This window comes from Paraburkholderia strydomiana, assembly GCF_031456815.1.
Lineage (GTDB): Bacteria > Pseudomonadota > Gammaproteobacteria > Burkholderiales > Burkholderiaceae > Paraburkholderia > Paraburkholderia caledonica.
Map to the genome: position 1 here is coordinate 44,268 of NZ_JAVDVL010000001.1, position 26,599 is coordinate 70,866.

Here is a 26,599-nt window from a genome sequence, read left to right on the forward strand (position 1 = left end):
AGAGGCTCTCATGACGGACTTCGAAACTTTCAACCTTGGCCGTGTCGTGCTGCAGTCCGGCGCGACGCTGCCCGACATGCTGCTCAGCTACAAGACCTATGGCAGGCTGAATGCGGCACGCAACAACGCGATTGTCTACCCGACGTTTTATAGCGGCAGTCATGCGGACAATGAATGGTTGATAGGCGAGCACATGGGGCTCGACCCGCGTGAGTACTTCATCATTGTCCCCAATATGTTTGGCAACGGCGTGTCGAGTTCGCCGAGCAACAATCCTCCACCTTATGACCGTGGACGATTTCCGCTCGTGACGCAATACGACAACGTCGCGATGCAATATCGCCTCGTGACCGAGAAGTTCGGCATTGAATCGCTCAGGCTCGTTACCGGCTGGTCGATGGGCGCGATGCAGGCGTTCCACTGGGCGGCGATGTACCCGCAGATGGTAGAACGCATACTGCCGTTTTGTGGAGCGGCACGGTGCTCGCGGCACAACTTCGTATTTATCGAAGGGCTCAAGGCACCGTTGCTGCTGGACCCCGAATTCCGCGACGGCTTCTACGATACGCCGCCCACGCGCGGAATGCGCGCTGCCGCACGTGTATTTGCCGGGTGGGGATTTTCGCAGGCGTTTTTACGGCAACGGCTCGACATGGAAGCCATGGGATATGGCTCGCTAGAGGACTTCATTACCCACTTCTGGGAAGGCGATTTCCTGAAGAAAGACGCGAACAATATCCTGTCAATGATGCGGAGCTGGCAATACGCCGATATCTCCGCGAATTCGCTTTATCAAGGTGATTTCGATCGGGCGTTGGGCAGCATCACCGCGAAAGCTATTGTGATGCCCGGGCGCACCGATCTATATTTTCCGCCGGAAGACAGTGAGTATGAAGTCTCGAAGATGCCCAATGCACTACTGCGGCCTATCGAATCAGTGTGGGGTCATTTTGCGGGCGGCCCCGCGGCCAATCCCGTCGACGTCAGGTTCATCGACGATGCAGTCAGGGAAATTCTGGCTATGTAACGCCCGTGCGAGGCGCATTGATTGAAGTACTCCTCCCGGAGAACGGAAGTCGGAATCCGCTTTCCCTCCGGGAGGCTTACTTCCGTAGCCACTCACAAGCACTAGAAGTTATGGTTCATACCGAATGAGACGCCGGTCTGCTTCGCATGTCCGGACGGGTTGAGCGTTGCGTTGGTGACATAGCCGCCAGTGAAATGCGTGTAGTCGACGTCAGCATAGAACTGTGTGCTTTTCGACAGCGAATAGGTGACGCCGAGAATAGAAACGTCCTTCCTGCCGTCCACGCCGGCGGTCGAGTTCTTGTTGTCGTAATACGCGCCCGTCACGTTGAAGAACGACGACACCTTATAGCGGAAACCGCCCCACAGGTATTGGTTGCGAGTCTCGCCGTGCACCGTCGAAGGAACGGACTGTGTAGTGAGCGAATAACCCGCCATCAGATCGACCGGACCGATCGTCACGGCACCGCCAGCGGTGTATTGATTGTTGGCGAAATACGGGGTCGTGGTCGCTGTAGTCGAAAGCGGATTCGAACGATGCGTATAGCCGGCGCCGAACTTGAACATCCTGGTGTGGTAATTCAGGCCGCCCGCGATCATGGAGCCGCTAGACAAACTGCCCGCGATGCCGCCCGGCGCGTAGACCGCACGAGGCGTCCACGGACCGAAGTCTCCGTGATAGTGGATCGCGTTGTCGTCGCGGCCGCTCGTGCCGCCCGAAATCGCCGCCGCTTCGGTAATGCCCAGATAACGCAGATCGAATGGCTCGAAGTCTTTGATCAGGCGGTGCTGCAGTGTGAACTGATGACCCACGTCTACCTGACCGAACGGGCCACCGATTCCAACCGTCGACGTGCGCGAAAACAGCGTGTTGTTAGAGGCGCTGTTCGCGCCAGTCGACAGAATATAGCCCGCTTCGAGATTGAAGCGTACATAGTAGCCGCCGCCCAGGTCCTCGATCCCAAGAAATCCCCAGCGATTCGATTTATAGACGCCGTTCGAGGCCATAGACAGCGCTGCACCGCCTGCCTTGGTGCCGTTCACGAGATTACGCAGCCCGCCGTCCAGTGAGCCATACAACGTAACGCTACTTTGTGCGTGTGCTGCACCGCTCGACAGTCCCACCAGTGTCATTGCCGCCAGCGAGCGTCGCATGCCGATCCTGCGCGTGCCGCGCCCCCTTACTCCAGTTTCAAACATATCTCCTCCATTGAAATCGTTAATCTGTGAGGCGAGAGGGCATGCCATGCGCTGCCCATCCCTCCGCCATCTTTGGCGGATTGCCCGAGAAATCCACGCACTCGGCGCAGTGGGCCATCAATCAGAATTGCGTGCGCAGACCGCCGCCGACTGTGGTGCAGGTCGCCATCCTGCTCGCGCGGTCGGACAGCACCGCGGCATAGACGTCGGTGCGTTTGGACAGCGGGTAGTCGTACGAAAGCGCCCACGTGTTGCGATAGACGGACGCGTGACCGGAACTCTTTGAATAAGCATCCGAACCGAGAATCCGGCCCACGCCCACGGGAATGGCGAAACCAATCTGTGCGGTGTCGATGCCGACATCGCCGTTCGAGATCGAATCCCACACGTGCTGATATTGTCCGTAGAGCTTCACGAAGTTCATGCTGTACGAAACGCCGAGGTTCACTACGGACTGCGTGGTTAGCCCCGGAATCAGCGTGCCGAGATCGCCGGCGTTGAGGCTGTACTTGATCTGCTGATAGACGACCGAGGTCGCGAAACCGCCGTTGTTGTACGAGACCTGGCCACTCCACTTGTTCTGGCCGGGATGGCCCGCTTCGTTGCCGAATGAATACATCGCGCGTCCTACGAGTCCGTTGTACGACGGCGACGCGTAGTACACCGAGTTCCACCATTCGCCCGCATTGCCGAATACACCCTGTCCATTCACGCCGACGTAGCTCTGCAGCACGATCGGCGAAAACACGAACGAGTTGAAGAACGGGTTGAAAGTGATCGTCGAAAACCACAGCAACGGCGGAATCAGGCCGGCCGTCACCGTGCCGTAACGGCCGGTCAAGCCAACATACGCGTTACGCGAGAACAGTCCGTCCTGCGGAAAGCCGGTGCGGCCCATCGCGCCGGTCTGAATGTTGAAGTAGCCTTCGAGATCGAACACGACCTTGGTGCCGCCGCCCAGATCTTCCGTGCCGCGCAGACCAAAGTACGGCGCGGTCATGCCGCCGTTACCGGCGATGATGCTCGCCCGACCGTTCATCGGCTTCTTGTAGCCGACAAACGCATCGAGAAGTCCATAAAGCTGCACGCTAGATTGCGCGTGAGCGGCTTCTGCACAAAACGCAGCGCCAATAATCAGTGCCATTACTTTCAGTCTTATTCGCATCTAAGTCTCCTGCTTCTCCAGCCTGGACGTGCGCATGCGAGCCGGCGCGCGACGGACATGCCAGGATATGTCCAGTCACGTTTACGACGTCGACGGTTTTTTCGGACTACGAAATATAGATTCTGTGGTCTCTACTTTTTATATCTATGCGCGTCACCGGAAAACGACGCGCAAGGATGTCCGCCCTGCTGCCCTGCTGCCCTGCTTATGTCTGATTCTGTGTGCGCGACGGCGCAGCCGAAGGCGTGTTCGGCGCCTTCTGTTTCGAGCAAAGTAGCGAGTGCAATATGACGAGAGTCAGACCGCCCGAAATCACAGGCTGCTGAACGACGAGCTGGAGCATCAGCGGCATTGCATGAATCACTTCGGGCGAGATGAAGAGACCACCAAGGCCAATGAGAAATGCGAGCCCCGATACGATCAGCCGCCGGTCGTCCCATTCCACCTGCGCGAGAATATGCACGCCGTGCATGAAGACGATGCCGAACAGCAGCGTCGCGGCAGCCGAGATCACCGGAATCGGCACGACGACCAGCAGCATGTCGAACTTCACGCAACCGCCCAGCACGATCAGCAGGCAGCCGGCGGCGAGTGTAACGAAACGCGAGCCCACCCTCGTGGCGCGCAGAATGCCGATGTTGTCCGGATACGCAATGGTGCTGAAGCCGCCCCAGACTGCCGCAACCACCGAGCCGAGTGCGACGCCGAACAGCCCCTCTGACATCCGGCCGGGGCTCAGTGTCTCATCGCCCCATTCGGCAACCGCCTGATAGAGCGCCATCGATCCCATGCCGGCCGGAATCAGCACGAGCAGAAACACGGCGACGAGATCCGGCCGCACGCCGAAGCCGAATGGAAAGATGCGCGGCTCAACGAGGAACGGCGCCGCAGCAACCGCGGTGAACGACACGGGCTGGAACAGCGTATAAGCCAACGTGCCGAGCGCGAGGCCCACCAGGATCGCTACGCGACGCATACGGTGTCCGCCCCACAGCATCGCGAACACAATGCCGGCCACCGCCACCGTGCCCGAAAGCAGATTCACGACTGGGAAACCAGGGCTTTTAGTGCTGCCGATCCACGTCGGCAAGGCAACGCTTGCGATCTGCACGACGATCAACATCACCATCATTCCGGAGATGATCGGCAGGCGCAGATGCTTCGCGAATACGCCTGCAACGCTGCGTCCGCGGATCGGCACCGTGAGCACGCACCAGATCAGCGAAGCGGCGAAGAACGATCCGAATGCCGTGCCGAGCCCGCCCGACTGCAAGTGACCCACCGTCAGGAGCGCGCCGAAACTGCCTGCATAAGGGCCCTGCACGATCGGTAGACGCAACAGCAGCACCGATTGCAGGATCGTGATGATCCCGCATGCGATGAACGTCATTCCGTACAGGTAGGCGATCTGCTCATCGGCCAGATGAAAGGCGCGCCCGAGAATTCCCGGAAAAACGAACATACCGGTCATGCCGAATACGTTCTGCAGCGCGAGCACAGCCAGTTGCGGCAGCGGCAAACGCCCGTTGATCCCGATGTCGAACACACCCGCCGGCGCAATGTCCGCGGTGGCGTCTCGGGTCGATGCGCCGGGTTTCGGCATGTGTGTATTCAAGGTTTGTTCCATTGAACCAAAAGGAAAGCGTGTCTGGCGACGCGCGCCTGCTGTCGGCGAACTTCAGTTGTCGAGCGGAACGCCTTTCGTTTCCGGACCGAACCAGATCGACACCATGCCGACGATAAAGAGCAGCGACACTGCAGCCGACGCCGCCGGAAACGAACCGAATTTGCTCACTACCGCGTTGCCTGCGATCGGACCGATGCTCGTCAACGCTCGCGCCATGTTCCAGCAGAAGCCTTGGCCAGTTGCGCGCACACGGGTCGGGAAAAGTTCGGGCAGATAGGCGGCGAACGTGCCGAACGCGCCGATCACGAAATAGCCGTACACAGGCATGAGCCAGAGCACGCCGCCGACGTCATGCACCGTCATGAACAGCACGAGCGACACGATCAGCGATCCTAATGAAAATATGAAATACGACATGCGTCGGCCGAAGGCGTCGAGCATCCAGATCAGTGTCAGATAACCGAGCGTCGCGCCGAACATCATCAGGATGAACGCGTAGCTGACCGTGGTGCCGATGTTGCGCTGATCGGCAGCGGCAGCCGAAAGCTGATGAATCCAGCTCGGCAGGAACGTGAGACCGCCCCAGCAGCCGAGCATGGCCGCCGACGACACGATCACGCCGATAATCGTCTTGCGCCGAAGTCCCGGCGCAAAAATGGCGGTGAAGGTCTGCATCGCCGATTCCGCGACGACGCTCTCCCGCACTTGCACCCAGCGCTGCGGCTCCGGCACGAAGCGGCGTACGAGAATGGTGACGAGTGCCGGCGCCGCGCCCACACCAAGCACGACGCGCCAGCCGAATCGGCCGAGCAGCAGGTTGTCGAGCGCCGCGGCGAGAAAACCGAACGCGAACGCCATTTGCATGATCTGCATGGCGCGGTTGCGTTGCCGCCCCGGCCATGATTCGGCGACGAGCGCGGCGCCTGCCGCCCATTCGCCGCCGATACCGAAACCGGCCATTGCCTGCGCGACGGCAAGCTGCGGCCACGTTTTTGCGAATGCGCTCAAGAGCGTGAAGGCCGCATAGATGAGGATGGTGAGGCCCATGACACGCGAGCGGCCGTACCGGTCCGCCGCTACGCCGAACAGCACGCCGCCGATCCCCCAGGTGAGCAGCTTGCCCGCAATGATGTAGCTGCCGATCCTGCTGATTTCCGTTGCGTCGGTGCTATGCAGCAACTGGCTCACGCTGGGCACGAGCACGAGCGTGAAGAGATTCAGGTCCATCGAATCGAACATCCAGCCGAGGAACGCTGAAATCAGCGCCAGCCACTGGTAACGCGACAGTCTGTATGCCGGCGCGTCGACCGAAGCCACCGGCGCCGCCTTGGCGCCCTGCGATGTGCCCATGGTTCCCGTCTCCTGATCTTCCGCCGTGAGGGCGAGCGGTGTGATTGGTACGGGTCATAGGCCCGCTTTCGTCAATGCGCGCAGTATATCGTAATGCAATTAGATTGCAATACAGATTATTGTATTACGGCATGACAGCCAAGCGGACGGCACGTTCGCAATTCGCGCGCCGTGCCTTATGCGGGATGAATCAGGTCAGGCAAGCGGCGGGCATACGCCGCCGTTGCGATGCCCGCTGCTAGTCATTGGCTGCGACGGCCAGAACCTGAACCGCCAGCCTTTCCGCCTGCTCGACATGGTGTTTGCACGCCGCCGCAGCGGCGTCGGCATCGTTGCGCATCACCGCGTCGACAATCGCGGCGATCTCGTCGTAGCTCTGCACGAGGCGGCCTTCCTGGGAAAGCGTAGTGGCACGCAGCATCATCACGCGGGTATGGACGAGACGCAGCATCTCGGTGAGCACCGGATTGCCCGCGCCTTCGAGGATCACGTCGTAGAACTGCGCCTTCTGCTTCAGGAAGCGCATGGTGCCTTCCTGACCTTGCATGTCGCGCATCGACGCCAGTTCGCTCAATGCATTCTTCAGCGCTGTACGCTGTTCTTCGGTTGCCCGCTCGGTGAACTGGCGGCCCGCAAGCGCCTCCAGTACGGCGCGCACTTCATATAGACCGCGCGCCTCGTCGCCCGTCATGACGGCGACGATCGGACCTTTGTGCGGAATGATCTGCACGAGCCCTTCCGCGACCAGCTGGCTCAGCGCCTCACGAACAAGCGTGCGGCTGACGCCGAGCATTTCGCAGAGCTCGCGCTCGATCAGCCGGTCGCCGGGTTTGAACGTCAGATCGCTAATACACGCACGCAGACCATCAATCACCTGCTGCCGCAGCGTGGCCACCGGCCGCACAACCAGTCTATTGGTATTCATCCCTTCCCTTTGCCGTAGAAAAATAGGAGCCGCCATACTTCGTAATACAATCATATTGACATTCGATGGCTAAGCTCCGATACTCGCTCTCATTATACAATCCTACAACCGCTGGACAAACTCGAAGGATACTCATGGAAGACATCACGCTATCCGAACGTCGTGCCATCGGCGCAAAGATCCGCAAGGAAGTACTGGGCGCGAACCATACGCAGAACAACGCGAATCCTCATCTTTTCGACACCGTGTTCCTCGAGTACACGGAAGACGTATGCTGGGGCAACGTGTGGAACCGGGACGGCCTCACGCGTGCCACGCGCAGCATGCTGAACCTCGCGATGCTGGCGTCGCTCGGCCGCTGGCACGAATTCGAAGTTCATACGCGCGGCGCGGTCAACAACGGTGTGACGGAAGAGGAAATTGCCGAAGTTGTCCTGCAGGCAGGCGTCTACGCAGGCATTCCTGTTGCCGCCGAAGGGCTGCGCCGGGCAAAAGCGGTCGTGCTCGATCTGAAGGCAAAAGCCGCGGCAACGGCCTGAATCCCGCAAGCGATCCGTCAAGATCGCGGCACATGCGATCCGTCGTCGCAATTCATCTCGGGCACGTCCGCCTGGCGGTTCCGGGAGTTCCAGGCGTTGCGCGCCGCGAGCTGCCCATCCGGCGCCCGGGCGCGAAACACCTGTCACCGACGCGTTACCTGTACAAGTCATGTCTCAGTCAACTTTCTGCGAAATCCCCGCAGGCCGCATCGCCTACTCCCGTCGCGGGACGGGCCGGCCGCTGGTCCTGCTTCATCCGATCGGCGTCGACCGGAGCTGGTGGGACGAATATGTCGAGCATTGGGCGGCGTCCTATGACGTCGTCGCAATCGACCTGCGCGGCCACGGCGAGTCGAGCGTCATCACGTCGCCCGTCACGCTCGCCGATCATGCGGCCGACGTCGCCGCCGTGCTGCGCAAGGAGCACCTGAGCGGCGCCACGCTGATCGGCGTCTCGATGGGCGGCATGATTGCGCAGCGCGTTGCGATCCAGTTCCCCGAACTCGCCGGCGCGCTGATTCTGTGCGGCACGGCGGGCGGCTTCCCCGACGAAGTGCGTCCGCGCATCCTTGCGCGCGGCGACATGAGCCGCCAGGGCTCGATGTCCGAAGTCACGGACGACACGATCGCACGCTGGTTCACCGCCGACACCCCGCGCCCGGATCTCGTCGAAAAATGCCGCGCACGTCTTGCCGCCGACGACTGGTACAGCTGGAGCGCGAACTGGCAGGCCATCTCGCAGTTGGACAACCTTGGCGAACTGCCCCGCGTGAAAGCGCCGGCGCTCGTCGTCGCGGGCGAGGCCGACGCGAGCATTGCGCCGGCGGTATCGCAGAAGATCGCAGACGCGCTGCCGCACGGCCGGTTTGTCGTGGTGCCGGGCGCCGCGCATTTCGGCGCATTCGACATGCGTGAAGTCTTCGCAACGGTGTTCGACGATTTTCTGTCGAGCCTTGCTCAATGAAATGAAACGCTGGCCGTGCGCACGCGAACACCGCTTCGCACGCCGCGCGGCCCAGCAGTGACCGAATAAATGGAGCGGCGGCCGCCACGGCCGATCGTCTCGAGGAGGCAGTATGGCAATCACAATCCGTTCGTCTTTCACCGTCGATGCACCGCCGTCCGACGTCTGGAAGACCATGATCGACATCGAACGGTCCGCCCCGTGCTTTCCGGGCGCGGAACTGAAGGAACAGCAGCCCGACGGCAGCTACAAGGGTGGCTTCACAGTGAAGCTCGGCCCGCTCACGCTGAAATTCGCGGGCAAATTCAAGATCGCTGAACAGAACGACGCAGACCGCAAGGTCGTGGTGTCCGCAAGCGGCACCGACACGAAGGGACGCGGCGGCGCAGATGCGCAGATCAACGCGGCCGTGACCGACGCCGGCAGCGGCAAGACCAAAGTGGACGTCGTCTCGGACGTGAATCTGTCGGGCACCGTCGCGCAGTATGGACGCGGCGCTGGAATGATCGAAGCGCTCTCGCAGCAGTTGCTGAACCAGTTCGCGAAGAATCTGACCGCGCTGATCGAGTCCGACGCCGCGTATGCCGCTGAAACCGCCACATCGACGCAAGCTTCGCTCGCGACGCCCGGCGGCGCCGCATCGGCTCCCGGCGATCAAACTGATCGGATCAACGAGGCAACGCAGACCGCCACGACGGATGCGTCGCGCCCGGCCGTCGAAACGCGCCGCCCGCCGCCCGCACCCGCGCCGGTTGTTCCGCTCGATGCAGGCGCGCTCATGCGCAAAGCCATGTGGCAGTCGGTCCGGAATTTCTTCGCGCGGCTCTTCGGCGCTAAACAGCAACATTGAAGACGCCACCGCTGCACTATCGGAGCACGCATGAAACCCAGTGAATTTCTGTACCACGCGCCGACCACGCTCGACGAAGCCGTGCAACTGCTCGGCACGCTCGAGGACGCGCGAGTGCTGGCGGGCGGTCAGTCGCTGATGCCGATGATGAACTTCCGGTATCTGATGACGAGTCATCTGATCGACCTGAACGGCGTCGAAGCACTGACCCGCATCGAGCAGCGCGGCGATCGCCTCCATATCGGCGCGATGGCGCGGCAACGCGACATCGAATTGTCGCCGCTCGTCATTCAACGCGCGCCGCTGATCCGGGAGGCGTATCAGCTCGTGAGCCACAAGCAGATCCGCAATCGCGGCACGCTCGGCGGCAGTCTGTGCCAGCTCGATCCTTCGTCGGAACAGCCCTGCTTCACCGCCGCGCTCGACGGCGTGTTGACCATTGCACGCTATGAAGACGGCGCGGTCACGCACCGCGAATTGCCGATGTCCGACTGGGCCGTGATGTACATGACCCCCGCGCTCGAAGAAGGCGAACTGCTCGCAGGCATTTCGCTCGACATCTGGCCCGAAGGTCATGGCTATGCATTCGAAGAATTCGCGCGGCGTCATGGCGATTACGCGATCGTCGGCGTCGCGGCGCTCTGCACCGCCGACGCGCAAGGCAACCTCGGCCGCGTGTCGCTCACGATCTGCGGCGTTGCGCCCGGCCCCGTCCGCATGCACGACGTGGAGACCGCCCTGCGCGGCCGCCCGATGGACGACGCCGCGCTGCGCATGGCGAGCGACGCCGCCAGCGCGCTCGACGTCATGACCGACGCGCACGTCAGTACCGACTACCGCCAGCATCTTGCAGGCGTCCTGACCGAAAGAGCGCTGAAACGTGCGTTCTCGCGTGTCGCAAGACAATCGTAGAGTGACTAAGGAGATGGACATGGAGACTCGTACTGTCAGAGTCGTCGTCAACGGCACCGCTTATGAGCGCGAAGTCGAATCGCGGCGCATGCTCGGTGACTTCCTGCGTCACGACCTGGAACTCACCGGAACGCACTACGGGTGCGAGCACGGCGTATGCGGCGCCTGCACGGTGCTGATCGAAGGCCGCACCGCGCGCGCCTGTCTGACGCTTGCCGCCCAGGTCAACGGCCGCTCGCTGACTACCGTAGAAGGCCTTGCTCACGCAGACGGCACGCTCAACGAACTGCAGAAAGCCTTCACCGAAACGCACGCGCTGCAATGCGGCTTCTGCACGCCCGGCATGCTGATGACGCTCACCGAATTGCTGAACGAAACGGATTCGCCGAGCGAATCGGAAATCCGCGAAGCGATCACAGGCAATCTGTGCCGCTGCACGGGCTATCAGCCGATCGTGGCCGCTGCGCTGCTTGCCGCCCAACGCATCCGCGATCAGCGTGCGGCAGCGTCGACGACGCCTGCGGCACACGCTACGGAGTAACACGATGGAAATTTCCGATCTGAAGGGAGCGCCCACCGACCAGCGCTACATCGGCAAGCGCGTGACGCGCACCGAAGACAAGAAGCTGTTGCAAGGTCAGGGTTCCTACGTGGACGACGTGCATCTGCCAAACATGCTGCAAGCCGCCGTGCTGCGCAGCCCGCATGCGCACGCGAAAATCGTCTCGATCGACTGCACGGCCGCTCGCGAACTGAAGGGTGTGCACGCCGTCTACACACACGCGGACCTGAGCGGCCGCGCACGGGGCCGCGCGCCTTCGATGCTGCCGAATCCGGCAATCCGTTTCGAGCGCACGCAGGAATTGCTTGCCTCGACGGAAGTGACGTTCGCGGGCGAAGCGGTGGCCTTCGTGGTCGCGGACAACCGCTATATCGCCGAAGACGCGTGCGGCCTGATCGAAGTCGAATACGACACGCTGCCCGCCGTGGCCGATTGCCGCGACGGCCTGCGCCCCGAGTCGCCGCTTTGCCACACCGACGCGAAAGACAATGTCGTCGCGCATATCGAAATGGGTTTTGGCGACATCGACGCGGCCTTCAACGGCGCGCCGCACGTCGTCGAGGAAACCTACTGGCAGAACCGCGGCTCCGCGCATCCGATGGAAACCCGCGGTTATCTCGCCGAATTTCACGCTGCCAACGGCGAGTTGACTGTCTGGTCGTCGGGCCAGGCGCCGCACCACGAGAAAAAGAATCTCGTCGAACTGCTCGAATGGGACGCGGAAAAGCTGCGCGTGCTGATGAACGACGTCGGCGGCGGCTTCGGTCCGAAGCTGCCGTTCTATCCGGAAGAAGCGCTCGTCGCGATTGCGGCGGTTGCGCTCAAGCGCCCCGTCAAATGGATCGAAGACCGGCGCGAACACTTCCTCGCGGTCACGCAGGAACGCGACCAGTGGTGGACCGTGAAAATCGCCCTCGAAAACGACGGCAAGATTCGAGGCGTGAAACTGGAGATGGTGCACGACAACGGCGCGTTCCTGCCGTGGGGCATCATCACGCCGTACATCTCGATCACGACCACGCCCGGCCCTTACGTGATTCCGGCGATGGGCGCGAAGCTCGACGTCGTCTACACGAACAAATGCGCGACCTCGCCGGTGCGCGGCGCGGGCCGTCCACAGGCGGTGTTCGCGATGGAGCGGATACTCGACAAGGCCGCGCGCGCACTCGGCATGGACCGCGCCGAGTTGCGCTGGCGCAACCTGATCCAGCCCGAGCAGATGCCGTACGACGCGGGCTTCATCTATCGCGACGGCAGCCCGCTGCGTTACGACAGCGGCGACTATCCGGCCTGCCAGAAAGCGGCGCTCGAGCGCGCGAAGTACTCGAGCTTTGCGCAACGCAAGGCCGAGGCGCGCCGCGAAGGACGCTTCATCGGCATCGGCATGGCGAGCTTCGTCGAAGGCACAGGCATGGGTCCGTTCGAAGGCGCGACGGTGCGCGTGCAGGCGAACGGCCGCATCGCCGTGATCACGGGCGCATCGCCGCAAGGCCAGGGCCACAAGACGACCTTCGCGCAGATCTGCGCGGAACAGCTGAACGTGCCGCTCGAAACGATCGACGTCATCACGGGCGACACGGGCGGCATCTCGATGGGCGTCGGCACGTTCGCGAGCCGCGTGACGGTGAATGCGGGCAACTCCGTCTACATCGCCGCGCAGGCCGTGGGCGAAAAGATGCTCACGCTCGCCGCTCACCTGTGGAAGTGCAAGCCCGAAGAACTGTTGCTGGTCGAAGGTCACGTTGCGCGGCGCGCCGGCATCGAGCAGCGCATGAGCTACGGGCAACTCGCGAAAATCTCGCAGGGCATGCCCGGCTTCACGATGCCCGAGGGCCTCACCGCCGGTCTCGAAGAGACCAAATACTTTTCGCCCGCGCAGTCGACGTATTGCAACGGCACCGCTGTCGTCGAACTCGAAGTGGATCGCGAGACGGGCCACATCACGATCCTCAACTACGTGATGGCGCACGACTCCGGCAAGCTCATCAACCCGATGATCGTCGACGGCCAGGTGATCGGCTCGGTTGCGCACGGCATCGGCAACGCGACGCTCGAGTGGATGCAATACGACGAGAACGCGCAGCCCACCACGACGAACTTCGGCGAATACCTGCTGCCGATGGCAACCGACGTGCCGAACATCGACATCGTGCACCTCGAAACGCCCTCGCCGCTGAATCCGCTCGGCGTGAAGGGTGCGGGCGAAGGCGGCACGATCCCGGCGGCGGCAGCAATCGTCGCTGCAATTGAGGACGCGCTGTCCGAATACGGCGTCGAATTCACCGAAGCACCGCTCGTTCCGCAGCGCGTGTTCCAGAAGCTCAAGGAGGCCGGCGCCTACGCGCGCTGACCTGCGCAGGCCCCGCTCCCATGCGCGGAGCGCGGGCGCCCTTCCCTGTTTTCATTGTTTGGACTTTTACTCCATGACGACCGAATTCACCGCAGCGCTCCACGAATCCGAATACCGGATCACTCTCGGCCAGCCCGAGCACGGCAACATGCTCACGCTCGAAGCCATGCGCGCGCTCGCCGCGGAAATCCGCAAGGCGGGCCGCGACAACAACGTCAAGATCATCCGCATTCGCGCGTCCGGTCCTGCGTTCTGCCGCGGCCGTGCGGTCGGCGCCCCGCCGGCCACGCCGCCGACGGCCGCGCAGTTCCGCCGTAACGTGGCCGATCCGATTCTCGACGTCTACCGCGCGATGCACGAGAGCGAAGTGCCGGTTCTCGCCGAGGTACAAGGCGACGCGGAGGGTTTCGGCTGCGCACTCGTCACCGCGTGCGACCTCGCCGTTGCTGCCGATAGCGCGCGCTTCAGCCTGCCGGAGCTGCAGAAGAATCTGCCGCCGACGCTCGTGCTGTCCGTGCTGCGTTACAAGGTGCCGCCGAAAGCGTCTGCGCACATGGTCTATCTGACCGAGACGATCGACGCCGCGAACGCACGCGAGTGGGGCATCGTCGCAGAGGTCGTCGCAGCCGCGAAGCTCGCCGAGCGTGCGGACGCAATGGTCGCCTCGATCTGCACGCGCGACCGGATCGCAATTGCCACGCTGAAGGCGTACTTCCGCGAGATCACGATTCCCGACTTCTCGCTCGCGAGCGAAATGGCGGGTGCGTCGCTCGCCAACGCGATGACGTCGATGCGCCGCTAATACGCCTTCTTTACTCGCCGCAATACTGGCGCGCTTCGCGCACCGGGCAACACTTCAGGCAATAAGGGCGCCGCGCAATGCGGCGCTTTACGGGACACCCAGCCATGGCAGATCAAGACACTACTTCCAACACTTCCGCGAATGCCGGTTACGCGGACTTGCACGACCACATCGCGCGTCTCGAAGCAGCAGGTTTGCTGTACCGCATCGACGAGCCGGTCAACAAAGACACTGAAATGCATCCGCTCGTGCGCTGGCAGTTCCGCGGCGGCATTCCCGAAGCGGAGCGTAAGGCGTTCCTCTTCACGAATATCGTCGACAGCAAGGGCCGCAAGTACGACATTCCGGTCATCGTCGGCGGCATCGCGGCGAATCCGGAAATCTACCGGATCGGCATGAACGTGCCGTCGCTCGACGACATCGGCGACGCGTGGAATCGCGCGATCGACAATCCGGTGCCGCCAGTCGTAGTGGAAAGCGGCCCCGTGCACGACATCGTGATCGAAGGCAAGGATCTCGAAGGTCCGGGCAACGGCCTGGAATCGCTGCCGCTGCCGATCTCGACGCCGGGCTTCGACGCCGCCCCGTACATGACGATGACGGGCGTGATCTCGCGCGACCCGGACACCGGCGTGCAGAACATGGGCACGTATCGCGGCCATCTGAAATCCGCCACGCGCCTTGGCATGATGATGCTCGTGAACCTGCGCGCGGGCGGTCTCGATCATTGGCGCAAGTACGCCGCGAAAGGCGAGAAGATGCCGGTCGCCATCGTGCTCGGCGCGCCGCCCGTCGTGGCGTTCCAGGGTCCGCAGAAGCTGCGCCCGAACACCGACGAACTGAGCGTCGCGGGCGGTCTCGCCGGCGCGCCGATCCGCGTCGTCAAAGGCCGCACGGTCGATCTGCTGGTGCCGGCCGAAGCGGAAGTGGTCGTCGAAGGCTATGTCGATCCGCAATATCTGGAACCGGAAGGCCCGTTCGGCGAGAGCCACGGTTACGTCGCGCTCGAAGACTACAACCTCTCCATCGAAGTCACGGCGATCACGCGCCGCAAGGACGCAGTGCTGACGTCGATCATCTCGCAGGTCACGCCGTCCGAATCGAGTGTCATCAAGCGTCTTGCGTATGAGCCGATGTTCTTGCGCCATCTGCGCGATCACCTGGGCATTCGCGGCATCAAGAAAGTGTCGCTGCACGAGCCGCTCACCAATCTGCGCCGCTTCGTGTTCCTGCAGTTCGAGCGCGGTTCGAAGAAGACCGAAATCTGGCGCGCGCTGTACGGCACGATGTCGCTGCAGGCCGCCATCGGCAAGTTCGTCATCGCGATCGATGACGATATCGATCCGAACAACGCCGACGCCGTGTTCTGGGCGATGGGCTATCGCTGCAATCCGGTCGAGGACGTGAAGCTGATTTCGTACCGCGAGCACGGCCATGGTCCGCGCTCGGACCACGATACGGGCCTCGATTCGGCGATGCTGATCGACGCGACGATGAAGACGCCGATGCCGCCGCTCGCGCTGCCGAAGAAGGAATACATGGAAAACGCGAAGGCGCTGTGGGAGCGCCTCGGTCTGCCGAAGCTCAAGCCGGAGTCGCCGTGGTACGGCTACTCGCTCGGCGACTGGACTGCGGAGTGGGACCGCAACGCGGAGCAGGCAACACGCGGCGAGTGGATGCAGCGCGACGCGTCGTATCACGCGCGCCGCCAGAGCGGCGTCGAGCCGAATTCGCCCGTGCGCGGTGTCGAGGGCAATCGTGGGCACGAATAACAGCGCTCCGGAGCGCATCATCGTCGGCATCACCGGCGCGTCCGGCGTGGTCTACGGCATCCGCGCGCTCGAACTGCTCGCCGAGGCGGGCATCGAGACGCATCTCGTGATCAGCAAGGCCGCCGAACTCACGATGACTTATGAGACCGACATCCGCGCCGCCGACCTTCGCGCGCGAGCGTCGCACTGGTACTCGCCCGGCGACATCGGCGCGGCTATTTCATCGGGTTCGTTCAAAACGAAAGGCATGCTGGTCGCGCCTTGCTCGGTGCGCTCGATGAGCGAGATCGCCACCGGCATTACGAGTTCTCTGATCAGCCGCGCGGCCGACGTCGTGTTGAAGGAACGCCGGCGCCTCGTGCTCGGCGTGCGCGAAACGCCGCTGCACGGCGGCCATCTGCGCACGCTCGTGCAGCTCTCGGACATGGGCGCGATCATCGCGCCGGTCGTTCCGGCGTTCTATTCGAAGCCGCAGACGATCGCCGATATCGTCGATCACACGGTCGGCCGCATGCTCGATCTGTTCGACATCGAGACGGGCGTGATCAAACGCTGGAAAGAGCAGCAACACGAGTCGTAACGGGCGCACCGCCCGCGCCTTTTCCCTACTTCCAGACCCGTCGCGCGACGCGTGCCGGCGGGCTTTCTTCGCGATGACCATGACTGAATCCAATCCTCTTTCCCGGCTCGCAGACCCGAGCCTGCTGCGCACGCTCGCTTACATCGACGGGCAATGGTGCGGCGCCGACGATGCACGCACGTTTGCCGTCGACGATCCCGCAACCGGCGAGAAGATCGCCGACGTGCCGCTCATGACCGGCGCCGAAACGCGTCGAGCGATCGAAGCCGGTGAACATGCGCAGCGCGGCTGGCGCAAGCTCACCGCCGCACAGCGATCGACGATCCTCAAGCGCTGGCACGCGCTGATGATCGCGAACGCGGACGACCTCGCGATCATCATGTCGGCCGAACAGGGCAAGCCGCTTGCGGAAGCGAAAGGCGAGATCGGTTATGCAGCGTCGTTCATCGAGTGGTTCGCGGAACAGGCCAAGCGCGTGGACGGCGACGTACTCGCCTCGCCCGCCGCCGACAAACGGATGCTGGTGACCAAAGAACCGATCGGCGTATGCGCCGCGATCACACCGTGGAATTTCCCCGCCGCGATGATCACGCGCAAAGTGGCGCCCGCCCTTGCCGCCGGCTGCGCGATGATCCTGAAGCCCGCGGAAGCCACGCCGCTGTCGGCGCTCGCGCTCGCCGAACTCGCGCATCGCGCGGGCGTGCCGGCCGGCGTGTTCAGCGTGGTGGTCGGCGACCCTCGTTCGATCGGCGCCGAGATGACGAGCAATCCGATCGTGCGCAAGCTCTCGTTCACCGGTTCCACGCCAGTGGGCCGCATGCTGATGAGCCAGTGCGCGCCCACCGTGAAGAAGCTCTCGCTCGAACTCGGCGGCAACGCGCCCTTCATCGTATTCGACGACGCGGATCTCGACGCCGCCGTCGAAGGCGCGCTCGCTTCGAAGTACCGCAACGCGGGGCAGACCTGCGTTTGCACGAACCGCCTCTACGTGCAGGACGGCGTGTACGACGCGTTCGCAGAAAAATTCGCGGCGGCGGTCGGCCGCATCAAGGTCGGCAACGGATTCGAGACGGGTGTGACGCAAGGGCCGCTCATCAACGAAGCGGCGGTGGAAAAAGTCGAGGCGCATATCGCCGACGCCGTCGCGCACGGCGCGCGCGTGCTGACAGGCGGCAAACGCCATGCGGCGGGCAAGCTGTTCTTCGAACCGACCGTGGTGGGCGACGTGACCGCACGGATGCGTTTTGCGACCGAGGAGACGTTCGGCCCCGTCGCCCCGCTCTTGCGCTTCACGAACGAAAGAGAGGCCATCGCCGCGGCGAATGCCACCGAGTTCGGACTCGCCGCCTACTTCTACAGCCGCGACATCGGCCGGATCTGGCGCGTGGCCGAGGCGCTCGAGTACGGCATGGTCGGCATCAATACCGGCCTGATCTCGAACGAGGTCGCGCCGTTCGGCGGCGTCAAGCAGTCCGGCCTCGGCCGCGAAGGCTCGAAGTACGGCATCGAGGACTACCTCGAGATCAAATATCTGTGCATGGGCGGTCTTTGAGCGACGCCGCGTCGCGAGCCCGCGACCGGGCTCCAGGCGCAGCGTCGCGTTGACAGTCGTCTTATTCACATGCAATCATACAATCCTACGGATTTCCCCATCTGCTGGGTCTCATATTAGGAAACGGAATGTCACCCTTGCCCCAAGACCACTCGCAAACGGCAACCGGCGGCGCGCCGCGCGACTTGCAGGACCATATCGCCCGGCTGGAAGCCAAAGGCCTCCTGACGCGCATCGACCGGCCGATCAACAAGGACACCGAGTTGCACCCGCTCGCGCGCTGGCAGTTCCAGGGCGGCCTGCACGAAGATCAGCGTCGCGCTTTCCTCTTCACCAACGTCGTGGACGGCGAAGGACACACATACGACATCCCGGTTCTGGTCGGCGGACTCGCCGCCTCGCCGGAAATTTACGCCACCGGCCTCGGTCTTCCGGTCGAGCAGATCGGCAAGGCATGGACCGAAGCGATTGCCGAGCCGGTTCCGCCCGTCATGGTGAACGAGGCGCCGTGTCATGAAGTCGTGATCAGCGGCGATGCGCTGAAGGAAAAAGGCCTGTCGCGTCTGCCGGTGCCCGTCTCCACGCCCGGCTTCGACGCCGCGCCCTATCTCACCGCTACGCTTTGCGTGACCAGAGATCCGGAGAGCGGCGTGCAGAACATGGGCACTTACCGCGCCGCGCTGAAATCGGAAGACCGGCTGGGCGTGCGCATGGCGAGCCGTCTGTCGGGTGCGGGCGGTTATCTGCACTGGGAAAAATATCGTGCGATGGGTGAGAAAATGCCGTGCGCGATCGTGCTGGGCTGCGCGCCCGCCGTGCTGTTCACCGGTCCGCAAAAACTGCAGATCGATCAGGACGAGATGGCCGTCGCCGGCGGTTTGATGCGCGCTCCTGTCGAGGTGGTGCGTTGCAAGACCATCGATCTCGTCGTTCCCGCCGACGCCGAAATCGTGATCGAAGGTCTGATCGACACCGACGCGCTGGAGCCCGAAGGTCCGTTCGGCGAAAGCCACGGCCACATCGCGCTCGAAGACTACAACATGTCGATGCACGTCACCGCGATCACGATGAAGAAGAAGCCTGTCTTCGTCTCCATCATCAGTCAGGTGACACCGAGCGAAAGCTCCGTGCTGAAGAAGGTTGCCTACGAGCCTTTGTACCTCGAACATTTGAGCAAGGTGATGGGCGTGCGCGGCATCAAGCGCGTGGTGATGCACGAGCCGCTCACGAACCTGCGCAAGGTGATCTTCCTGCAGTTCGCGCGCGGTACGCAGCAGGCGGAAGTCTGGCGCGGTCTGCAAGGCGCCGCGACGCTGCAGGCGCAGTGCGGCAAGCTCGTGATCGCCGTTTCCGAAGACATCGACCCGGAAAACGCCGATGCGATCTTCTGGTCCCTCGCCTATCGCTCCGACTTCACACACGACCTGCACGTGACGCCTTACCGGGCGAGCGGTCACGGTCCCAAGTCCGGCCGCGCGCCGCTCGAAAGCACGCTGCTGATCGACGCGACGCTCAAGCATCCGATGCCGCCGCTCGCGTTGCCGAAGGAGCAATACATGAGCGCGGCACGCAAGATCTGGGAAGAGCTGAATCTGCCGAGCCTGACGCCGCAGCCGCCATGGCATGGCTATCACCTCGGCGACTGGGACAAGCGTTGGGACGAGTACGCAGAAGCGGCGACCTCGGGCGGCTGGCGCGAAACGGGTGAACGTACGTGGGCCAACCGGCGCGGCGGCGTGAAGCCGGAAACTCCGGTACGGGAGGCCTCGGGTGGCCACGGCGAATAAGCGCACGCTTGCACGCCGCACTGAACAACCCGTGGAGCAGAGGCATCCGGAGACAGCCATGACTCAAAACAATACCGTCGATATAGCCCACGTCATCGAGACGCAGGAGCGAAGCTGGTTCACTGTGAGCCTTTTCATTCTGTGCGCGCTCGTCATGCTCGCGGACGGCTTCGACAATCAGGCTTTGAATTACGCCGCCCCCGGCATCATCAAGGAATGGGGCATCAACCGGGCGCTGATGACGCCCGTGTTCAACATCAGCATCGTCGGGTGGATGGCGGGTTCGGTGGTGTTCGCCATGCTGGCCGACCGGATCGGCCGGCGCCGCGCGATACTGCTCGCCACCTCGCTGTTCGGCGTCTTCACGTTCGCCGTGCCGTTCGCGCACAACCTGGTCGAACTGTCGGTCCTGCGCTTTTGCGCAGCGCTCGGCATCGGCGGCGGCATGCCGATGGCGGTCTCGCTGATCACCGACTACGCGCGCTCAGGCAAGCGCGGGCTCATCATCACCCTGCTCTATCTCGGCTATACCGCCGGCTCGTCCGGCGGCGGCCTGCTCGCTGCGGAGATCATCCCGGCGTATGGCTGGCGCTCGGTCTTCTACGTGGGCGGCGCAGGCGCGGTAGTGGCGGGCATCATCCTGCTCATCGGCCTGCCTGAATCGATCCGCTACCTGACGCTGCGCAAGCCTGGCAGCGAACGCATTCTCCACTACGCGCGCAAGCTCAAGCCGAGCGCGCATTTCGCCGACGACACACGCTTCTCGATTCCGGAGCAGATCCGCACGGGTGTGCCGGTGAGGCACCTCTTTACCGAGGGCCGTTCTGCGATGACCGCCTTCCTGTGGCTCGGGCTCGGTCTTTCGTTCGTCACGCACTTCTTCCTCTCGCAATGGATGACGACGCTCCTGACCGACGAGATCGGCTACGCCAACGCAGCGCGCAGCCAGGCGCTGTTCCAGCTCGGCGCCGGCTTCAGCTGGTTCTTCGGCTGGTTGATCGACCGTAAGGGTGTATCGGTCATGACGCTAACGATGATCCTCGGCGCCATTCCGGTAGCGGCACTCGGCGTAGCGGTCGGCACGGGCGCGAGTCTCACCATGGCGATGGCGCTGATCTCAGGTCTGCTGGTGCTGGGCGGCAACATCGGCCTCAATGCGATTTCCAGCATGATCTATCCGACCTTCATCCGATCGACCGCCACCGGCGCCTCGTTCGCCGTGGCGCGGATCGGCGCGATCATCGGCCCTCTGCTGGCGGGTTTGCTGATCGCCGTCGGCACGCCGATCGGCACGATCTTTCTGCTCGGTGCATTGCCGCTGCTCGCGGCGGGTGTCGCCTGCTTCATGCTCAACCGGACCATCACGCCCGAGGCTGCGCGCGAGATGTCGTTGCGCTCGGCGCTATCGCGGCATTGAAGCGGCATTGAAGCGGCACTAAAGCGACATTAACGCGACTTCGCCGAACCCCGGCTCAGGCCGGGCAACTACACGGTGTGTTCATGGATAGCGTCAATCTCGAAGTATTGAAGGCGAGCGCGCGCTGGATCGAAAGCGGCCGGCGCGTGCTGCTCGTGACCGTTGTGAGGACGTGGGGTTCGTCGCCGCGGCCTGAAGGCGCGATGCTCGCCATTCTGGATGACGGCTCGGTGGCAGGTTCGGTTTCGGGCGGCTGCATCGAGGACGATCTGATCGACCGCGTGCGCCGCCAGGGCATCGAGCAGACACGCCCGGAAGTTCTCAGATACGGCATCTCCGCCGACGAAGCGCACCGCTTCGGCTTGCCGTGTGGCGGCACGATCGAGCTCGTGCTCGAGCCGCTGACGCGCGCAAGCTGTATCGACGAACTGTGCCGGCGCGTGATGGCAGGCCAGCTCGTCGCACGTTCGCTCGATATGAAAAACGGCGCGGTGAAACTCCTGCCGGCTCACTCAGCCGACGGCATGGATTTCAACGGCCGCATGTTGCTGACCGTTCATGGCCCGCGTTACCGGATGCTCGTGATCGGCGCAGGCCAGCTCTCGAAGTATCTCTGCCAGATCGCGCTTGGACTCGACTATCAGGTCACCGTGTGCGATCCGCGCGAGGAATATACCGACGTGTGGCATCTGCCGGGCACGACGCTCGTGCGCACGATGCCTGACGACACTGTTCTCGACATGAAACTCGACGAGCGCTGCGCCGTGATCGCGCTCACGCACGACCCGAAGCTCGACGATCTCGCGTTGATGGAAGCGGTCAGAACGCCGGCGTTCTATGTCGGCGCGCTGGGTTCGCGCCGCAACAATGCCGCGCGGCGCGAACGACTCGAAACGCATTTCGATCTCACCGACGATGAACTCAGCCGCCTGCGCGGGCCCATCGGCATTTACATAGGCAGCCGTACGCCACCGGAAATCGCGGTATCGATTCTGGCCGAGGTCACAGCGGTCAGGAACGGTGTCGCCTTACCGGGCGAGTTCCGGATTGAAGATGCGAAAACGAGGCTGGACGTTGCGGTGAATGAGCAGACGAACTGCGCCATTACCGCGCATCACTGATTCGGGACGTTAGCAACACATGCGCGGCCATTACGGCGCGATGCAGATCACACACCGCCTCGCGAATGGGAACAGCAAAGCGGGTCGGGCAGAGACCCAAACTGATTCAGACCAGATGTTAATCGGGGACAAAAAATGTTTCGTCGTCTTTCTATCTCCGGCCGGCTCTCGGCCGTGATGGCCGTGCTGGGCGTGGTCATCGTCACGGTGGGTATGCTCGGGCTGCTCGCGATACAACGTTCGAACGACGCGCTCGACTACGCTTACTCCAACCAGCTGGCCGCATCGATTGCCGTGGGCAGGGCCAATCTGAAGCTGGAGATCGCGCGCGCGGTGCTGAATCGCGCGCTGATACATCCCGAGGGCGCCAACGTGCCGGAGGCCGTCGCGAAAGCGCTCGGCCACCTGTCGGACTCCGACCGCGCGTGGCACGCCTACCGTTCACTAGGGCTTCCGCCAGAGGAGCAGGCGCTTGCAGATCGCGTGGATGACGCGCGCACTGCACTCGTTCAGCGTGGCATCGTACCGCTCGCCGATGCACTCAAGAAAGGCGATCGCGACACGGCGGACCGCATCGCATCGAAGGCGATCTCGCCGCTCTCGACCGTGCTCTCGAATAGCAGCGAGGCGCTCGATCGCTGGAAAAGCGCGTATGGCAAGCAGGCGTTTGCTTCGGCCGAGCGTTTCAATGCAAGGCTGCGCGTCGTGGGCGCGGTGCTGATCGCACTAGGACTCGCCATTTGCGCGGCCTGCGCTTACGGATTGCGTCGCGCGATCGTGATGCCCCTCTCCAGCCTGCTTGCGGCACTGCAGCGCATTGCGCAAGGCGATCTGACTGGGTCGCTTCGCGCACGCACGAGCGATGAAATGGGCCAGCTCGTCGACGGACTCCAACAGATGCAGGGCGGTCTCGATAAGGTTGTGCGGCAAGTGACGCGCGGCTCGGAATCCATTGCCAGCACCACGCGGCAGATTGCCGCCGGCAACAACGACCTCTCCCAGCGCACCGAGGAACAGGCGGCCTCGCTGCAGGAGACGGCGGCCAGCATGGAGCAATTGACCGCGGCAGTCCGGCAGAATGCGGACAACGCGCGCACCGCGCAATTGCTGACCGAGTCGGCGCATAGCGTCACGACGCGCGGTTCGCAGGTCGTCGGCAATGTCGTGGCAACGATGACGGAAATCCACCGCAGCTCGCAAAAGATCGCCGACATCACCGGCGTGATCGAAGGCATCGCATTTCAGACCAACATCCTCGCGCTCAACGCAGCCGTTGAAGCTGCCCGCGCCGGCGACCAGGGACGGGGCTTCGCCGTGGTCGCGTCGGAAGTGCGTTCGCTCGCGCAACGCGCCGGCGCGGCCGCCAAGGAAATCAAGACCTTGATCGATGAATCGGTCGAACGTGTAGCGTCAGGCTCGCAGCTCGTCAGCGTCGCCGGCGAAACGATGCACGAGATCAGCGACTCGATCACGCGTGTCACCACAATCATGCGGGAGATCGCGAGCGCGTCCGACGAGCAGCGAGATGGTATCGAACAGGTGAGCCTCGCCGTATCGCAGATGGACGAGGTCTCGCAGCAGAACGCCGCTCTGGTCGAACAGGCAGCGGCCGCGGCCACCTCGCTCGACGATCAGGCGAGGCTGTTGCGCGACGCAGTGGAGGTCTTCCGGTTGAGTTAGTCCGTGTTCGCATGCGGTACGGTGAGCGCGACTGTTGTGGCCGCTAAATGCGGCCTACTACGTCCCGGTGTATATTGTATACAGCGTATTCAGGCGACGGAGAGATGTCGATGCGGCGCCTGTCGCGCGCCACTGGATGTGTTGAACGAGGCAAACGAATCATTGAGGAACCCGGCATGCTCAATACCCAAACCGCTCGCATTCTTTCCCGTTATAAAACCTGGGCCGACACCGTACTGTTCGACGCCACCGCCGCATTGCCGCCAGATGAAGTCGTCAAGATCCGGCAGACGCTGTTCAAGACAATGATCGGTACGCTCAACCACAACTACGTGGTCGATCTGATCTGGAAGGCGCATCTCGAACGCAAGGAACACGGCTTCACCTCGCGCAACGTGATTTTGCACGCCGATTTGGAAAGCTTGCGCGTCGCGCAACAGCAACTCAACGCATGGTTCCAAAGCTGGGCCGATGCCCAAACCGACGCCTCGCTAGACGAAGAGCTTTCGTTCGCGTTCATCTCGGGCGAGCGTTCCGTCATGTCGCGCGGCGCCATGTTCATGCATCTCGTGAACCACGCTTCGTATCACCGCGGCTGGGTGTGCGAAATGTTCTTCGACGTACCCGCGAAACCTCCAACCACCGACCTGCCGGTCTTTCTCGCGCGCCACCCGGAGTCTGGTTTCAAGGCGTGATCAGCTTTTGTCGATTCTTGCCCTCCCCGCTGTTCCGCCGCACGGCTGAGCGCTCCTTTACCGGGCAGCGGTTTCGCGTGTGGTTGCGGCGGCCGGATTTTGATCGATAGGATCCTGGTAGCGGCGCGTTACAGTCAATACGCTTGTTATCGAGCGTTCGCCGCCGTGCAAACACAATCTCCGTTTGATCCTTTCGGCCCGGGCTTGCGCTCGCCCATTGAACTCTTCACACGTAGCGATGTACTGACAACGTTCACCGCTCGCTTTGATAACCGGCCTTTAGCGCGTCGACTACAAGCTGGACCGCCCGCGAAGATTTTCTTCCGGTCGAATAGTAGGCGTGATGTCCGACGAAGGTCGGACACCAATCTTCAAGCACCCATGCAAGCTTCCCAGCGCGGACGTATTGCTCGACCAGATCCTTCGGCACGTATGCAAGGCCAAATCCGGCAAGGGCTGCATCGACCATTTGATACACGTTGTTAAACGTAAGTTGTCCTTCGACGCGCACCTGCAACTGGCGCCGGCCTTTCGACAACTCCCAGGGCAGTAACGAGTCCCGCGTCGGTAACCGCAGATTAATGCAGCTATGAAGAGTGAGATCTTGCGGCCTTTTTGCGTGCGGCCTCGACTGCAGGTATTTCGGTGAACCCACGATGCACATCGTCATGTCAGGCGCGATACGCACTGCGACCATGTCTTTCTCTATCTGATCGCCCAACCTCACGCCAATGTCGAAGCGATCGGCAACGATGTCAGCTAGCCCGTAGTCATTCACCAGATCGATCTTGAGCTCGGGATATCGACGAAGCAAAGGCTGCAATCGCGGCCAGACAAAGGTGTTGGCGGCGTAGTCCGTAGTGGTAATTCGAACGGTGCCGCTCGGCCGATCTGTCATCCCTCGTAACGAAGCAACTTCAGCCTCGATCTCGTCGAAGCGTGGCCTGATCGCAGACAGTAGCCGCTCCCCCGCCTCAGTCAGCGAAACGCTGCGGGTCGTTCGCGTCAGGAGTTGCAGACCAATGCGTCGCTCGAGGCCCGCCACAGTCCGGCTCAGCGCCGACTGCGAAACACCCAGTTGCGCCGCCGCGCGAGTGAAATTGCGCTCCCGGGCAACGGTAATGAAACCGGCGAGATCGTTGAAGTCTTCGTTCATTAATGCTCCAGCGCATAAGGGCATCCCGATTTTGCCACCTAGTCCACTAGCCGGCCAAGGCTTACATTGTGGTCATGTGCATTACGTTAATCGGACATCGGCGAAGAAATCATGGAACTGAAACGCGCTGGCTCGCAGCCATCAATGAAAGGTCCCGAACAATGGTTCACCGGGACGGTCCGGATCGACCCGCTCAACGCGCCGCCTCCGCCCGCGCGAGTGTCTTGCGCCGCCGTGACGTTTGAGCCTGGCGCGCGCACGGCGTGGCACACGCATCCGCTCGGTCAAACGCTACTCGTCACCGCCGGATGCGGCTGGACTCAATGCGAAGGCGAAGAGCGCGTCGAGATCCGCGCAGGCGACGTGATCTGGTGCCCGCCGGGCCACAAACACTGGCATGGCGCAACTGAGACCACGGCGATGACTCACATCGCGATTCAGGAAGCACTCGACGGCAAGAACGTCGAATGGCTCGAGAAAGTCACTGATGAGCAATATCGCAAACCGTAATCGGCAAGCACGCCCGCAAGCACGCCCGCAAACACACCCCATATCGCGCCTGGTCGC

At 62.7% G+C, this 26,599-nt stretch carries 23 protein-coding genes; 17 read left to right on the plus strand and 6 right to left on the minus strand.

Going from position 1 to position 26,599, the window contains the following annotated elements:
* Nucleotides 1–10 precede the first annotated feature (10 nt).
* Complete coding sequence (locus J2W46_RS00190) at nt 11–1,027, plus strand: alpha/beta fold hydrolase (protein WP_310350296.1); 1,017 nt, start codon at nt 11–13, stop codon at nt 1,025–1,027.
* A gap of 101 nt (nt 1,028–1,128) precedes the next feature.
* On the opposite strand, the gene J2W46_RS00195 is transcribed toward J2W46_RS00190, so the two are convergent.
* From J2W46_RS00195 to J2W46_RS00215, 5 genes are all read right to left on the minus strand, one after another.
* On the minus strand, nt 1,129–2,226 hold the full coding sequence (locus J2W46_RS00195) for a porin (protein WP_051120960.1): 1,098 nt from the start codon (nt 2,224–2,226) through the stop codon (nt 1,129–1,131).
* Nucleotides 2,227–2,347: 121 nt separating this feature from the next.
* Complete coding sequence (locus J2W46_RS00200; RefSeq protein WP_310350299.1) at nt 2,348–3,391, minus strand: porin; 1,044 nt, start codon at nt 3,389–3,391, stop codon at nt 2,348–2,350.
* Nucleotides 3,392–3,596: 205 nt separating this feature from the next.
* Complete coding sequence (locus J2W46_RS00205; RefSeq protein WP_310350302.1) at nt 3,597–5,006, minus strand: uracil-xanthine permease family protein; 1,410 nt, start codon at nt 5,004–5,006, stop codon at nt 3,597–3,599.
* A gap of 63 nt (nt 5,007–5,069) precedes the next feature.
* Entirely contained in the window at nt 5,070–6,368 is a 1,299-nt protein-coding gene (locus J2W46_RS00210) for an MFS transporter (RefSeq protein WP_310350305.1), read from the minus strand.
* Between the two features lie 238 nt (nt 6,369–6,606).
* Nucleotides 6,607–7,293 carry a GntR family transcriptional regulator gene (locus J2W46_RS00215; RefSeq protein WP_087750366.1) on the minus strand — a complete coding sequence of 229 codons (687 nt, stop codon included), beginning with the start codon at nt 7,291–7,293 and terminating at the stop codon, nt 6,607–6,609.
* 134 nt (nt 7,294–7,427) lie between these two features.
* Between J2W46_RS00215 and J2W46_RS00220 the strand changes: the two genes are divergently transcribed.
* The 15 genes from J2W46_RS00220 to J2W46_RS00290 all read left to right on the plus strand — a co-directional run bounded on the left by J2W46_RS00220 (nt 7,428) and on the right by J2W46_RS00290 (nt 24,876).
* Complete coding sequence (locus J2W46_RS00220; RefSeq protein ID WP_020067701.1) at nt 7,428–7,832, plus strand: carboxymuconolactone decarboxylase family protein; 405 nt, start codon at nt 7,428–7,430, stop codon at nt 7,830–7,832.
* Between the two features lie 169 nt (nt 7,833–8,001).
* Entirely contained in the window at nt 8,002–8,796 is a 795-nt protein-coding gene (locus J2W46_RS00225) for an alpha/beta fold hydrolase (protein WP_310350308.1), read from the plus strand.
* A 112-nt stretch (nt 8,797–8,908) separates the two neighbouring features.
* Nucleotides 8,909–9,646, plus strand: a complete 738-nt coding sequence (locus J2W46_RS00230; RefSeq protein ID WP_310350311.1) for an SRPBCC family protein — start codon at nt 8,909–8,911, stop codon at nt 9,644–9,646.
* Between the two features lie 30 nt (nt 9,647–9,676).
* Nucleotides 9,677–10,558, plus strand: coding sequence for an FAD binding domain-containing protein (locus J2W46_RS00235; protein WP_310350314.1), 882 nt, complete (start codon nt 9,677–9,679; stop codon nt 10,556–10,558).
* 19 nt (nt 10,559–10,577) lie between these two features.
* Nucleotides 10,578–11,099, plus strand: coding sequence for a (2Fe-2S)-binding protein (locus tag J2W46_RS00240; RefSeq protein ID WP_020067705.1), 522 nt, complete (start codon nt 10,578–10,580; stop codon nt 11,097–11,099).
* A 4-nt stretch (nt 11,100–11,103) separates the two neighbouring features.
* Nucleotides 11,104–13,470, plus strand: a complete 2,367-nt coding sequence (locus J2W46_RS00245) for a xanthine dehydrogenase family protein molybdopterin-binding subunit (protein ID WP_310350316.1) — start codon at nt 11,104–11,106, stop codon at nt 13,468–13,470.
* 73 nt (nt 13,471–13,543) lie between these two features.
* Nucleotides 13,544–14,272: an enoyl-CoA hydratase/isomerase family protein gene (locus J2W46_RS00250; RefSeq protein ID WP_310350319.1), complete on the plus strand. Its 729-nt coding sequence runs from the start codon at nt 13,544–13,546 to the stop codon at nt 14,270–14,272.
* A gap of 104 nt (nt 14,273–14,376) precedes the next feature.
* On the plus strand, nt 14,377–16,044 hold the full coding sequence (locus tag J2W46_RS00255) for a UbiD family decarboxylase (protein ID WP_204521406.1): 1,668 nt from the start codon (nt 14,377–14,379) through the stop codon (nt 16,042–16,044).
* Nucleotides 16,031–16,624, plus strand: a complete 594-nt coding sequence (locus J2W46_RS00260; protein WP_288825654.1) for a UbiX family flavin prenyltransferase — start codon at nt 16,031–16,033, stop codon at nt 16,622–16,624. Before J2W46_RS00255 ends, J2W46_RS00260 begins: the two co-directional genes overlap by 14 nt.
* A 79-nt stretch (nt 16,625–16,703) precedes the next feature.
* Nucleotides 16,704–18,176 (plus strand): NAD-dependent succinate-semialdehyde dehydrogenase, encoded by a 1,473-nt coding sequence (locus J2W46_RS00265; RefSeq protein ID WP_310350323.1) that lies wholly within the window; start codon nt 16,704–16,706, stop codon nt 18,174–18,176.
* Between the two features lie 128 nt (nt 18,177–18,304).
* Nucleotides 18,305–19,963, plus strand: a complete 1,659-nt coding sequence (locus J2W46_RS00270; protein WP_310350326.1) for a UbiD family decarboxylase — start codon at nt 18,305–18,307, stop codon at nt 19,961–19,963.
* Nucleotides 19,964–20,021: 58 nt separating this feature from the next.
* Nucleotides 20,022–21,380, plus strand: a complete 1,359-nt coding sequence (locus tag J2W46_RS00275) for an MFS transporter (RefSeq protein ID WP_020067712.1) — start codon at nt 20,022–20,024, stop codon at nt 21,378–21,380.
* 83 nt (nt 21,381–21,463) lie between these two features.
* On the plus strand, nt 21,464–22,501 hold the full coding sequence (locus tag J2W46_RS00280; RefSeq protein ID WP_310350329.1) for an XdhC family protein: 1,038 nt from the start codon (nt 21,464–21,466) through the stop codon (nt 22,499–22,501).
* Between the two features lie 135 nt (nt 22,502–22,636).
* The gene (locus J2W46_RS00285; RefSeq protein WP_310350330.1) at nt 22,637–24,181 is read left to right on the plus strand and encodes a methyl-accepting chemotaxis protein; all 1,545 of its coding nucleotides are present in this window, start codon (nt 22,637–22,639) and stop codon (nt 24,179–24,181) included.
* Between the two features lie 176 nt (nt 24,182–24,357).
* Nucleotides 24,358–24,876, plus strand: coding sequence for a DinB family protein (locus tag J2W46_RS00290; protein WP_310350333.1), 519 nt, complete (start codon nt 24,358–24,360; stop codon nt 24,874–24,876).
* Between the two features lie 253 nt (nt 24,877–25,129).
* Here J2W46_RS00290 and J2W46_RS00295 read toward each other — a convergent pair whose 3' ends face one another.
* On the minus strand, nt 25,130–26,032 hold the full coding sequence (locus tag J2W46_RS00295; RefSeq protein WP_310350334.1) for a LysR family transcriptional regulator: 903 nt from the start codon (nt 26,030–26,032) through the stop codon (nt 25,130–25,132).
* Between the two features lie 111 nt (nt 26,033–26,143).
* Here J2W46_RS00295 and J2W46_RS00300 point away from each other — a divergent pair, with 111 nt between their 5' ends.
* The gene (locus J2W46_RS00300; protein WP_310350336.1) at nt 26,144–26,542 is read left to right on the plus strand and encodes a (R)-mandelonitrile lyase; all 399 of its coding nucleotides are present in this window, start codon (nt 26,144–26,146) and stop codon (nt 26,540–26,542) included.
* Nucleotides 26,543–26,599 lie beyond the last annotated feature (57 nt).